Below are 11,746 nucleotides of genomic sequence, written 5' to 3'. Positions count from 1 at the left end.
GGGCCTTGGGTCACTTCGCGGGCTTGTGGGACGTCCCGCGGGCACGTCCCCGGGAGGAGAAGGTCGGGGTCGGACTGGCGGTGGCCGTCGGGGAAGTGACCCTGGTGGGGGTGGTGGTCGCGGGGGCGGTCGAGGCTGTCGGCCGGACGGGCTGGGCGGTCCGCTGAGCCGTGGGGAGGGAGTCGGCGTGCCCTGCGGCGGAGTTCACGCGCCCCGCCGAGTGGCTGGGGGCGGGCGGGGAGTCGGAGGCGGTCACGTGGGGTGTCGCCCGGTGCGCGGCGTCCGACTGCGGGACGAAGGGAGCGCCGGCGCCGGGGCCGCCCAGCACGGTGCTGATCAGCAGGGCGACGTAGCCGCCGGCGGGGATCACCAGCAGCCGTGCGGCGCGCAGCACGCGGCGCTGGCGTCGACCCGAGGCGTCCACGAAGACCGGCCGCACCGGCTCGCCCTCCGCTGTGTCCGGGTCCGGCTCGGATTTGGGTGCCGGCACCGGAACGAAGGGGATGGGCTGTGTGTCGCTCTCCGGGCCGGTCGCGGTGAGGACGTCGCCGTGGGCGGCCCCCCACGCCGGACCGCCTGCGCCGTCCCATGTCGTCGGGTGCGGCTGTGCCCACTGCGTCGGCTGCACCGGGTCCCAGGTCAGCGTGTCCGTGTCGCCGCCGTACGCCTCGTAGCCGTATCCGTTGTGGCCGTACTCCGCGTGGCCGTAGGCATACGCGTACCCGGCACCGGCGTACGGATCCTCGCCGTACGCTCCGCCGTTTCCGTTCGTCCCCTGCACGAGTCGTGTCCCCTGTCCTGGCCGGCCGGTGCGGCCGTCCGTTTGGACAGAGCGCGGCGGGCCGAAACTGTTACACCTCACCCACAACTCACGCCCCGCACATCCACTTCACCACTGCATCCCCGCACCCGGCCGTGCCAGTCGGCGCGGAACACCGGCCGGCCTGCGAGCGCGACCTGGGTCCGGGGCAGGTCCACGGGGTTGTGCGGAACGTGCAGGCGTAACGGAACCGGGGTTGCGGATCGAGCACCGCCCGCCCGACAGGTGCGAGAGGCCGGGGCCTCGGTCAGTGGTCGGGGCCCCGGCCGTCCCGCCCCTCTCCGTGCCGCCCACGGGGGGAGTCACGGACGGCACGGCGAGAGGTCCGGGTGGGTGGCGGCACCGGCACCGGTGGGCGGTCGCCCTGGGCCTGCCCGGTGCCGAACCCGGCATTCCCCCCAGCGCACGGGCCTCACGAAACGTCACCTCACCCGGGCCCGGACTGCACCAGCTACACGTACGAGAACGTGATGGACGCCTGATGCGTGGTGACACTTCTGTGGCGGCGGACGCTGAACACGAGGGGCCGTCGATGCGACCGGAGCGCGGCGGACGACAGGCACTGGCTATGAACCGGCGTGAACGAGGACGATCTTGGGCCAGGTACGGCAGCCCCGGCGCACGCAGCCGCGCGACGGGGAACTGGGCGCGGCGGTCGCACGGGCCCAGGACGGCGACGAGACCGCCTTCGCAATCGCCTACCGGATCGTCCAGCCCGGCCTTCTCGGCTACCTACGCGGCATTGTCGGCGACGACGCGGAGGATGTGGCGTCCGACGCCTGGCTGGAGATAGCCCGCAATTTCGGGCGCTTCAAGGGTGACGGCGCGGGCTTTCGCGGCTGGACCGCGACCATCGCCCGGCATCGGGCCCTGGACCATCTGCGCCGCCAGCGTGTACGGCCCCAGAATGGCGGGACCGAACAGGACGTACTGGACCTGCCGGGTCCGCACAGCACCCATGAGCAGGCGCTGGAGTCCCTCTCCACCGAGCGGGCCCTGGAGCTGGTCCGCGGGCTGCCCAGGGACCAGGCCGAGGCCGTGCTCCTGCGGGTCGTCGTCGGCCTGGACGGTCCCGCCGCCGCACGCGTCCTCGGCAAACGCCCGGGAGCGGTGCGCACCGCCGCCCACCGGGGTCTGAAACGCCTCGGCCACCAGCTCGGGATCGGCGGCGAGGGGGACGAGGGAGTGACGGATGTGACGGATGCGGCTTCCCGCACGCTGGGGAAATCGAGATGAACGACGACAGCGGTCCGGCGGACGGGGCATCAGCACATGCCACGCCGGACGAATCGAACCTGTCGGACAGGAACGGAAGCGGACATGGGTGAACGGCTGAGCGGCGGCAGAGTGCCGGGCCGTCAACATGCGCAGCCTGGCGGCGGCACGTCTGGCCCTTGGGACACGTGTGATGCCCGCGCCCTGGAATCGGTTCTGGCTGCAGCCGTACGCCAAGGCGATCCCGATCTTCGGGCCGAACAGCAGGCGGTGGCCGCCTTCCGCGCCGCGCACGCCGCGGGTCCGCACCGCGCCCGCACCCGACGCCGGGACGACTGGCGGCCTCCCGAGAGGCGATGTGCCCGGCGCCCGCTGAAGATGACGTTCGGCGTGGCGTTCGCCAGCCTCACCCTGGGCGGTGTCGCGGTCGCGGCCGTCGGTTACGTCGGCTCAACGTCAAACGGCTCCAGTGGCGGCAGGGGGACGGCACACCCGTCGGCCCTCGCTCCGGTCCGGCCGGGCGATACGGCCCCGTCGACGCCCTCCGGCGGCCCTCGTCCGACGGACAGGCCGGCCTCCGCCCAGGACGCCGAAGCCCACTGCCGCGCCTACCAGCAGGTCCAGGGCCGGGGCAAGGCGCTCGACGCGAAGGTCTGGCAACAGCTCGTCGCTGCGGCCGGCGGCAAGGACGGGGTGGCCGACTACTGCTCCGAGCAGCTGAGGCGGGCGACCGCGACGCCGAACAGATCAGCCGACACGGGCAAGGCCGGCAAGGATTCAGCGGGCTCCGGAAACGGCGCGACGGGCAGGACCGGTACCTCCTCCGACAAGGGCACGTCCGGCAGCAGCCGTACCTCCGGCAACGGCACGTCCGGCACCAGCACCGGCGGCACGGGCAAGACGGGCGTGGACGGCCGGAGGAGCGGCCAGGGCGGCGGGAAACGCAAGTAGCCCCTGCCGTCCCCATATGGCATCCGAGCAGCGATCGCCGAGGTCACACATGCGTGCGCGATGCGTGAGCGGACTGCCCGGCACAGGTCAGCATGAGCCGGATCGTGCACGAAGCCGCGTGGCGCTGATCAGGGAAAACAGCACCACGCGGCAGCGCCACGCACCACTCGGCAAGGATTCGACCCACTTGTAAAGCGAAGGTCGTCGGTTCGAATCCGACAGGGGGCTCCAAAAAGGCCGATGACCTGGGGTTTTCCCCCAGGTCATCGGCTTTTTCACGGGAGCTTGCGGCTCACGGCACGTCCGTGCGGGTGTCGCTCGCCCACAGGGCGCCGCCCGTGCCGGTGCCGCCGGAGGCGGTGTAGACGACGAAGTTGGCGTCGCTCTGCAGGAGCGCGTACGCGCCGCTGTGGCCGTTGGTGTGGGTGGACCACAGGGCGCCGCCCCTGCCCGGGCCGCCGCTGCTCGAGTAGACGACCAGGTTGCCGTCGGTCTGCATGTACGCGTACGCGCCGGTGTGGCCGGAGGTCCCCGTGGACCAGATCGCCTTGCCGTCGTGCTTGCGGTACAGGACGAGGTTGCCGTCCGGCTGCATCACCAGGCGGACGTACTGGGTCTGGGCCCACCAGCCGCCCTGGAGCTGCTGGTCCGAGGCGATCTTCGTCGACCGCGCGTAGGTGCCGTCCGACCACAGGGAGCCGCCGGTGCTCGGGCCGCCGCCGGAGCCGTAGACCACCAGGTTGCCGTCGTCCTGGACCAGGAAGTAGGCACCGCTGTGGCCGCTGGTGTGGGTGGACCACAGCGCGCTGCCGCTGCTCGAGTAGACGACCAGGTTGCCGTCGGTCTGCATGGAGGCGTACGCGCCGGAGTGGCCGGAGGTGTGGCTGGACCAGATCGCCGGGCCGCTGCCGCTCGTGCCGTTCGTCTTGAGGTAGGCGACGAGGTTGCCGTCGCTGCCCATCGACAGCGTGATGTCCGCGCTGCTCAGCTTGTGCCCGGAGGTGAGCTGCTGGCCCGGCTGGAGCGAGTTGACCGGCGTCGCCCCGCCGGCGAAGGCGGCGGTGCCGTTGGGCGTGCCGAGGCCGGTCGGGCCGTCGTAGCCGGTGCGCGCGGTGCAGAAGTAGCTCGTGGAGCAGGAGCCGTCGCTGCCCGTCGTCACGTCGTTCAGCGCCGAGGTGTGCCCGTAGGGGTACGAGGACGGGTAGCTGTTCGCGACCGGGGTGCCGGCGAGGGCGTAGGTGCCGGCGATGATGGGCGCGGAGGCGCTGGTGCCGCCGTAGACGTCCCAGCCGGAGGCACCGTAGGTGTCGTAGACGGCGACGCCGGTGGCCGGGTCGGCGACCGCGGAGACGTCCGCGACCGTGCGGTGGGAGCAGCCGGTGTCGGTCTGCCAGGTGGGCTTGGCCTCGTCCGCGGAGCAGCCGGATCCGGTGCCCTCGGTGCTGGACGTGGACCAGACCGACTCGCTCCAGCCGCGGGTGCTGCTCGTCCGGCTGAGCGAGGTGCCGCCGACCGCGGTGACGTAGGGGGAGGACGCCGGGTACTCCACGCCGTAGCCGCCGTCGCCCGAGCTGACCGTGATGGCGACGCCCGGGTGGTTGAAGTACTGCACGTCGGCGGTGGTCTCGCTCGGGTCCTCGGTGCCCCCGAAGGAGTTGGAGACGTACTTGGCGCCGAGGGCGACGGCCTCGTTCTCGGCCTTGCCGATGTCGCTCGTGCTCGTGGAGGACGCCTCGACGAGCGTGATGTGACACTGCGGACAGACGGCGCTGACCATGTCGAGGTCGAGGGAGATCTCGCCGGCCCAGCCCGCGTCCGCCGTGGGATAGCTGGTGCCGCCGGTCTGGTTGACCTTGTGGAAGCAGCCGTTCGCGGTGGTGCAGGCGGGAAGGTTGTACTGGGACCGGTAGGCGGCGAGGTCGGACTCGGCGCTGGGGTCGTCCATGGCGTCGACGATGGCCACGGTCCGGCCCGAACCGGCCGTGGCGGACGGCAGGTTGTAGGCGCTCTGCAGGTCCGCGGGGCCGTAGCCGGACGGGGTGGTGTGCGGGGCGACGGTCAGGCGCTGGAGGATGTCCGTCCGGGCCTCGGCGAGGCACGCCACATGGCCCGGCGTGGAGGCGTGCGCGCACAGGTGCTTGACGTGGGCCGCGCCCTTGGCCGACGGCGCGGCCGGTGCGGCGGAGGCGGCGGCCGTGAACCAGCCGGTCGACAGTGCGGTGGATATGAGTGCCGTGGTGGACAGCAGGGCGGTGGATGCCGCCCTATGTCTCCCTGAGAGCAAGGAAGTGCCCTTCTGATGCGGTGGTGTGAGTGACCGAATGGTCTGCTCATGCCAGCCGAATGCTGCCGAGGCACGTCAGCCGCGAACAATGAGAAGCAAGTAAATCCTTGATCAGGTTTCGGAATTATTTTCGCAGCCGGCGGGCGACCTCCAGTTGGTGTTCCTCGACCGGCCGGCCGTCCGCCACGTCCCACAGGGCGTTCTGCAGCAGCCGGCCCAGTGTCCAGGCGCGGGCCCGCTCCCGGTCCAGGCCCAGCGCGTCCGTCAGCGCGTCGAAGCGCCAGGCGACCTCGGCCGCCTCGAACCGGTTGTGCAGCGCGGGCCACAACTCGAATCCGGGGTCGCCGGCCAGCGGCTTGGGGTCGATGGCGAGCCAGTCGGCGCGGTCGGCGGCGAGGACGTTCTCGTCGTGCAGGTCCCAGTGCAGCAGCCGGTCACCGGGTTCGGCGACGACCTCGCGCACGGCGGCCGCGCAGTCGGCGACCAGGCGGCGGGCCGCGGGGTCGCCGATGCGCTCCAGCGCCCACGGGGTCCGCTCCAGCATGGCCCGGGCGATGTCACCGAGCCGGCGCAGGCCGGGCGGGGCCGGGAAGGAGGTCAGGTGCGCCAGCAGCCGGGCGATGACCAGGGTGGTGGCGCGGGTGTCGGCCAGCGAGGCGAGCATGCGCGACTCGTCCAGACGCTCCAGCAGCATCGTGCCCGTCGCCGGGTCGTGGTCGAGGAGTCGTACGGCCCCGTCGCCGTCCCAGACCCGCAGCGCGACCGGTTCGCCGAGGGTCTCCGCGTCGGGCAGCTGGAGCTTGAGGACGGCCCGTGTGCCGTCGGCCCGGGCGACCGGCAGGACCAGGGCGCTGACGCCGTTCATGGAGGGGCCGTCGGGCCGCAGTTGCCAGCGGTCCAGGAAGGCGGCGGCGAGAGCGGGCAGGGCGGCGATGAAGGCCCGCCCCGCCGCGCCGTTGTACGTCTCTTGGGCCTCGGCCAGTTCGGCGGGGATGTCAATCACGGGCCGGACGATACTGGCGTGCGTGAATCGGCTCATGCGAATCAACCGGGGCCTGAGGAGAGTGGGGGCGTGGATCCGCAGTGCCCCCGGCACGTATGTGTGGCTGGTGGTCCTGTTCATCACGACCGTCGCCCTGCACCGCATGTCGCCCCAGTTCGAGCAGCACTTCCTGCGGCAGCGCTCGACCAACATCCACGAGCTGTCGCACAACCCGGTACGGGTGCTGGTGGCGAGCGCGTTCTGGATCGACAGCGGCCACTGGATTCCGTACGCCTTCCTGTACACGGTGTTCCACGCGCCGGTCGAGCGCTGGCTGGGTACGGCCCGCTGGCTCGCGGTGTGCGTGCTGGCGCACGTCCTGGCGACCCTGACCAGCGAGGGCGCCCTGCTGAAGGCGATCCGTGACGGCATCGCCCCACACTCGGCGGTCAACTCCCTGGACATCGGGGTCAGTTACGCGCTGGCGGGGGTCATCGCGGCGCTCACCTACCGGATCGCGACGCCCTGGCGGTACGGGTATCTGCCGGCGGTGCTGGTCGTCTTCACGCTGCCGCTGGTCGAGGGGCGGACCTTCACCGATCTCGGCCACTTCGTCTCGATACTGATCGGGCTGGCCTGCTATCCGCTGGTCAGAGGGCGTGGAAAAGCATGGAATCCGAAGGAGACACTGGCCGCTCTGAGGGGTTAACGTCCGGCCATGAGCAGCTCGGCAAGCAGAGTCCTGGGCGGTGTCGTGGGCGGCGTCGTCAATGGCGGGATCTCCTTCTGGTACGCGGACGACGGTCTGCCGGTGGTGCGTGAGCCGCTGTCCGGGGACGCGTCGGCGGACGTCGTCATCGTCGGCGGCGGCTACACGGGCCTGTGGACGGCGTACTACCTGAAGAAGGCCGCCCCCTTCCTGCGGATCACGGTCCTGGAGCAGAAGTTCTGCGGGTACGGCGCCTCGGGGCGCAACGGCGGCTGGCTGTACAACGGCATCGCCGGCCGCGACCGGTACGCGGCACTGCACGGCCACGAGGCCGCCGTACGCCTGCAGAAGGCGATGAACGACACCGTCGCCGAGGTGATCGCGGTGGCCGGGGCGGAGGGCATCGACGCGGACGTCCACCGCGGCGGCGTCCTCGAAGTGGCCACCGGCCCGGCCCAGTTGGCGCGCCTGAAGGCCTTCCACGCGCACGAGCTGTCGTACGGCGAGAAGGACCGGGAGCTGTACGGCGCCCGGGAGACCGCCGAGCGGATCCGGGTCGCGGACGCGGTCGGCTCGACCTGGACCCCGCACGGGGCCCGGCTGCACCCGGTGAAGCTGGTGAAGGGGCTGGCGGCGGCCGTGGAGGCCCTGGGGGTGACCATCCACGAGTCGACACCGGTGACCGAGATCCGTCCCAAGCACGCGGTGACCCCCTACGGCACCGTCCGCGCCCCCTACGTCCTGCGCTGCACGGAGGGCTTCACGGCCTCCCTCAAGGGCCAGCGGCGCACCTGGCTGCCGATGAACTCCTCGATGATCGCGACCGAGCCGCTGACCGAGGAGCAGTGGGCGTCCGTCGGCTGGGACGGCCGGGAGACCCTCGGCGACATGGCCCACGCCTACATGTACGCCCAGCGCACGGCCGACGGGCGGATCGCGCTGGGCGGGCGCGGGGTGCCGTACCGCTTCGGGTCGAGGACGGACAACGACGGCCGTACGCAGGCGGCGACCGTCGAGGCCCTGCACGAGATCCTGACCCGCTTCTTCCCGTCCCTCGCCGGGGTGCGGGTGGAGCACGCCTGGTCGGGCGTGCTCGGGGTGCCCCGCGACTGGTGTGCGACCGTCACCCTGGACCGCTCGACGGGCCTCGGCTGGGCGGGCGGCTACGTCGGCTCCGGGGTCGCCACCACCAACCTGGCCGCCCGCACCCTGCGCGACCTGGTCCAGCAGGACTCCGGCCAGGGCGGCCGCACCGAGCTGACGGACCTGCCCTGGGTGAATCACAAGGTCCGCAAGTGGGAGCCGGAACCCTTGCGCTGGCTGGGCGTCCACGGCATGTACGCCACCTACCGCGCCGCCGACCAGCGCGAACGCCTCCGCCCGGGCACGGAGTCCTCCCGCCTGGCGAAGGTGGCGGACAAGGTGGCCGGGCGGCACTGACCGGGTCCCCCGGCGGGCCTTGGGCGCGGGGCCGTTAGCCTCGCCTCATGATTCGTGCCGCGACCCCCGCCGACGTCCCTGTCATCCACGCCCTGATCCGCGAGCTGGCCGAGTACGAGAAGTGCGTGGATCAGGCGCGGGCGAGCGAGGAGCAGCTGCGCGAGGCGCTGTTCGGGGCGCGGCCGGCCGCGTACGCGCACCTCGCGGTGGACGACGCGAGCGGCGAGCCGGTCGGCCTCGCGCTGTGGTTCCTGAACTTCTCCACCTGGCGCGGGGTGCACGGCATCTACCTGGAGGACCTGTACGTGCGCCCGAGCGCGCGCGGTGGCGGCCACGGCCGGGCGCTGCTGACCGAGCTGGCCCGGATCTGCGTGGAGCGCGGCTACGGGCGGCTGGAGTGGGCCGTGCTGAACTGGAACCGGCCCGCCATCGGCTTCTACGAGTCGCTGGGCGCCCGCCCGCAGGACGAGTGGACGGTGTACCGGCTTACCGACGAGGCGCTGGAGAAGCTGGGCGGTCCGGCGGCCTGACCCCCTCCCGCGCCGTCCCCGGTGGGCCGCCGTCCTCCCTGGTCGGAAGGATTGTCAGTGGCGGGGTGCAGCATGGGGGCATGGCGAGGAGAGCAGCGGGTGCGGGCGGGAACCGGGTGAAGGGCGCGCGGCGGCCGGAAGTGCGGCTGCCGCCCCTTCAGCCGTGGCCGGGCGGGGAACTGGCGCCCGACGGTGACTACGACGGCCTGGAGTTCCGGGAGGCGGACCTGGCCGGGCAGGACGGCGCCGGGGCCCGGTTCATGGACTGCGCGCTGCGGGAGTGCGCGGTGGCCGAGACCGGGCTGTCCCACGCCCGTTTCCTCGACACCGTCCTGCACGGGCTGCGCGGGGTCGGTACGGATCTCGCCGAGGCGACCTTCCGTGACGTCGAGCTGACCGACGCCCGCCTGGGCGGCACCCAGCTGCACGGCGCCGTCCTGGAGCGGGTCGTCGTCCACGGCGGCAAGATCGACTACCTCAACCTCCGCATGGCCCGCCTCAGGGATGTCGTCTTCGACTCCTGTGTGCTCGTCGAGCCGGACTTCGCCGGTGCCCGCCTGGAGCGGGTCGAGTTCGTGAACTGCTCCCTCAAGGGCGCCGACTTCGGCGGGGCGACGCTGGTGGACGTCGATCTGCGCGGGGCCGTCCCGCTGGAGATCACCCGGGGACTGGACCGGATGTCCGGGGCGGTGATCAGCACGGGTCAGCTGCTGGACCTGGCCCCGGCGCTGGCCGCGGAGCTGGGGATCACCGTGGAGTAGGGGCTAGGGCACGCGGGGAAAGCGGGCCTGGAGGGTCCAGATCGCCGGGTTCTCCGCCAGGCCCTCGTGCAGGTCGGTGAGGTCCGCGATCAGGTCGTGCAGGAAGTCGCGGGCCTCGCGGCGCAGCGCGGAGTGCGCGAAGGTCAGCGGCGCCTCCTCGGCCGGCATCCAGTCGGCCTCGACGTCCACCCAGCCGAAGCGGCGCTCGAACAGCATCCGGTCCGTGGACTCGGTGAAGTCCAGCTCCGCGTGCTGCGCCCGGGAGGCGCGGGAGCCCATCGGGTCCCGGTCCAGCTGCTCCACGATGTCGCACAGCGCCCACGCGAAGTCCAGCACGGGCACCCATCCCCAGGCTGTGGACAGCTCCCGGTCCGTCTCGGTGTCCGCGAGATAGACGTCGCCGCAGAACAGGTCGTGCCGCAGCGCGCGGACGTCCGCGCGGCGGTAGTCGGTCTGCGGCGGGTCCGGGAACTTGTTGGAGAGGGCATAGCCGATGTCGAGCACGCAGAGATGGTGTCACGCTGCGGACGGAGTCCCCGCGCCGCTCTTGATTTCGGGCCCCATAAGTAAGACCGGTGCCCCCTAAGATCGCTGGCGTGCCCCGATCCGTACGCCTCGTCCCGGCTGCCGTGGTCATGCTCACCTTCAGCCTCGTGCTCACCGGCACCGTGTGCGACGGCGGTGTGCGCGGCACTGCGGGCGGCTCCGGCGTCGGCGACCCGTACTTCCCCGAGGCGGGCAACGGCGGCTACGACGTCGCGCACTACGGCCTCACCCTGGACTACACCCCGGCCACCCGGCATCTCACCGGTACGGCGGTGATCACCGCCACGGCCACCCAGGACCTGTCCGCCTTCGATCTCGACCTCGCCGGACTGCACGTCGACTCGGTCACCGTCGAGGGCGAGGACGCGCGCTTCAGCCGGGCCGGGCAGGAACTCACCGTCCGCCCGCGCGCCGATCTGCGCAAGGACCAGACGTTCCGCACGACCGTGCACTACTCGGGCACCCCCGGCACCCTCACCGACCCCGACGGCTCCAAGGAGGGCTGGCTGCCCACCGCCGACGGCGCCCTCGGCCTCGGCGAGCCCGTCGGCTCCATGGCGTGGTTCCCCGGCAACGACCACCCCTCCGACAAGGCGGCGTACGACATCACGGTCACCGTCCCCAAGGGGCTCCAGGCCGTCTCCAACGGTGAGTTGACGGGCCAGAGCACCCGGGGTGGCCGTACGTCGTACCGCTGGCACACCGCCGAGCCGATGGCGAGTTATCTGGCCACGGTCGCCATCGGCCACTTCGACATCGCGCGCACCACCGGCCCGCACGGGCTGCCGATCCTCACCGCGGTCGACGCCGGCGAGGCCGGGGACAGCGCGGACGTGCTGGCGCAGCTCCCCGGCATCATCAAGTGGGAGGAGGACACCTTCGGCCCGTTCCCGTTCTCCTGCGCCGGTGTCGTGGTCACAGGGACCGGTGCCGCGGGATACGCCCTGGAGACCCAGAACCGGCCCACCTTCCCCGGCGCCCCGGACACCGGCACGGTCGTGCACGAACTCGCCCACCAGTGGTACGGCGACTCGGTCACCCCCAAGTCCTGGCAGGACATGTGGCTCAACGAGGGCTTCGCCACCTACGCGCAGTGGCTGTGGACGGAGGACCACGGCGGCCCGACCGCCCAGCAGACCTTCATGGACACGTACAACGGAGACGACGACTCCATCTGGGCCTATCCGCCGGCGAAGCCGTCGGGCGCCGCGCACATCTCCGACAGCCCCGTCTACCAGCGCGGTGCGATGGTCCTGCACAAGATCCGCCAGGCCATCGGCGACAAGGCCTTCTTCGCCCTCCTGCGCGCCTGGCCGGCCACCCACCGGTTCGCCTACGCGGACACCGCCGACTTCACCGCCTGGGTCCAGAAGCAGTGCCCCGGCAAGGACTTCACCGGCATCTGGAAGACCTGGCTGTACGGCAACGGCAAGCCCGCCCACCCGTGACCCCGGTGTCGCCGGCGCCGGACCGGCACCCACCCGGACCCGGCATACGGCCGTACGCCC

General features: G+C 72.0%; 11 protein-coding genes and 1 tRNA gene. 8 read left to right on the top strand and 4 right to left on the bottom strand.

Translation table 11 applies throughout. The features are described from left to right. Window positions 1-10: 10 nt before the first annotated feature. Window positions 11-781: a hypothetical protein gene (locus tag GQF42_RS21075; RefSeq protein WP_158922176.1), complete on the bottom strand. Its 771-nt coding sequence runs from the start codon at window positions 779-781 to the stop codon at window positions 11-13. A gap of 633 nt (window positions 782-1,414) precedes the next feature. On the opposite strand from GQF42_RS21075, the gene GQF42_RS21070 reads away from it, so the two are divergent. The 3 genes from GQF42_RS21070 to GQF42_RS21060 all read left to right on the top strand — a co-directional run bounded on the left by GQF42_RS21070 (window position 1,415) and on the right by GQF42_RS21060 (window position 3,217). Further along, window positions 1,415-2,056 (top strand): RNA polymerase sigma factor, encoded by a 642-nt coding sequence (locus tag GQF42_RS21070; protein WP_158922174.1) that lies wholly within the window; start codon window positions 1,415-1,417, stop codon window positions 2,054-2,056. A gap of 369 nt (window positions 2,057-2,425) precedes the next feature. Next, window positions 2,426-2,986 (top strand): dynein light intermediate chain family protein, encoded by a 561-nt coding sequence (locus GQF42_RS21065; RefSeq protein ID WP_233273409.1) that lies wholly within the window; start codon window positions 2,426-2,428, stop codon window positions 2,984-2,986. Between the two features lie 162 nt (window positions 2,987-3,148). Further along, window positions 3,149-3,217, top strand: a tRNA-Tyr gene (locus tag GQF42_RS21060). A 61-nt stretch (window positions 3,218-3,278) separates the two neighbouring features. Here the strand turns inward: GQF42_RS21060 and GQF42_RS45975 are convergent. Next, window positions 3,279-5,270 carry a hypothetical protein gene (locus tag GQF42_RS45975; protein ID WP_233273408.1) on the bottom strand — a complete coding sequence of 664 codons (1,992 nt, stop codon included), beginning with the start codon at window positions 5,268-5,270 and terminating at the stop codon, window positions 3,279-3,281. 124 nt (window positions 5,271-5,394) lie between these two features. Beyond that, window positions 5,395-6,309 (bottom strand): aminoglycoside phosphotransferase family protein, encoded by a 915-nt coding sequence (locus tag GQF42_RS21050; protein WP_199272742.1) that lies wholly within the window; start codon window positions 6,307-6,309, stop codon window positions 5,395-5,397. Between GQF42_RS21050 and GQF42_RS21045 the strand changes: the two genes are divergently transcribed. The 4 genes from GQF42_RS21045 to GQF42_RS21030 all read left to right on the top strand — a co-directional run bounded on the left by GQF42_RS21045 (window position 6,308) and on the right by GQF42_RS21030 (window position 9,692). Continuing rightward, on the top strand, window positions 6,308-6,961 hold the full coding sequence (locus GQF42_RS21045) for a rhomboid-like protein (protein ID WP_199272741.1): 654 nt from the start codon (window positions 6,308-6,310) through the stop codon (window positions 6,959-6,961). The genes GQF42_RS21050 and GQF42_RS21045 overlap by 2 nt on opposite strands. A gap of 9 nt (window positions 6,962-6,970) precedes the next feature. Further along, entirely contained in the window at window positions 6,971-8,401 is a 1,431-nt protein-coding gene (locus GQF42_RS21040) for an NAD(P)/FAD-dependent oxidoreductase (RefSeq protein WP_158922170.1), read from the top strand. A 47-nt stretch (window positions 8,402-8,448) separates the two neighbouring features. After that, complete coding sequence (locus GQF42_RS21035; RefSeq protein WP_158922168.1) at window positions 8,449-8,931, top strand: GNAT family N-acetyltransferase; 483 nt, start codon at window positions 8,449-8,451, stop codon at window positions 8,929-8,931. Window positions 8,932-9,011: 80 nt separating this feature from the next. Continuing rightward, complete coding sequence (locus tag GQF42_RS21030) at window positions 9,012-9,692, top strand: pentapeptide repeat-containing protein (RefSeq protein ID WP_158922166.1); 681 nt, start codon at window positions 9,012-9,014, stop codon at window positions 9,690-9,692. 3 nt (window positions 9,693-9,695) lie between these two features. Here GQF42_RS21030 and GQF42_RS21025 read toward each other — a convergent pair whose 3' ends face one another. Continuing rightward, window positions 9,696-10,196: a hypothetical protein gene (locus GQF42_RS21025; RefSeq protein ID WP_158922164.1), complete on the bottom strand. Its 501-nt coding sequence runs from the start codon at window positions 10,194-10,196 to the stop codon at window positions 9,696-9,698. Window positions 10,197-10,288: 92 nt separating this feature from the next. Here GQF42_RS21025 and GQF42_RS21020 point away from each other — a divergent pair, with 92 nt between their 5' ends. Then, window positions 10,289-11,686, top strand: coding sequence for a M1 family metallopeptidase (locus GQF42_RS21020; RefSeq protein WP_233273406.1), 1,398 nt, complete (start codon window positions 10,289-10,291; stop codon window positions 11,684-11,686). The last annotated feature ends 60 nt before the right edge of the window (window positions 11,687-11,746 follow it).

Source organism: Streptomyces broussonetiae, assembly GCF_009796285.1.
GTDB classification, from domain to species: Bacteria; Actinomycetota; Actinomycetes; order Streptomycetales; family Streptomycetaceae; genus Streptomyces; species Streptomyces broussonetiae.
Note: the sequence above shows the minus strand (reverse complement) of the source record. Positions and strands in the feature narration are given on the sequence as shown.

Bases quoted from the DNA above. Each gene is read 5' to 3' on its own strand.
- GQF42_RS21045 (WP_199272741.1), top strand. From the start codon at position 6,308: ATGCGAATCAACCGGGGCCTGAGGAGAGTGGGGGCGTGGATCCGCAGT.
- GQF42_RS21050 (WP_199272742.1), bottom strand. From the start codon at position 6,309: ATGAGCCGATTCACGCACGCCAGTATCGTCCGGCCCGTGATTGACATC.
- GQF42_RS21040 (WP_158922170.1), top strand. From the start codon at position 6,971: ATGAGCAGCTCGGCAAGCAGAGTCCTGGGCGGTGTCGTGGGCGGCGTC.
- GQF42_RS21035 (WP_158922168.1), top strand. From the start codon at position 8,449: ATGATTCGTGCCGCGACCCCCGCCGACGTCCCTGTCATCCACGCCCTG.
- GQF42_RS21030 (WP_158922166.1), top strand. From the start codon at position 9,012: ATGGCGAGGAGAGCAGCGGGTGCGGGCGGGAACCGGGTGAAGGGCGCG.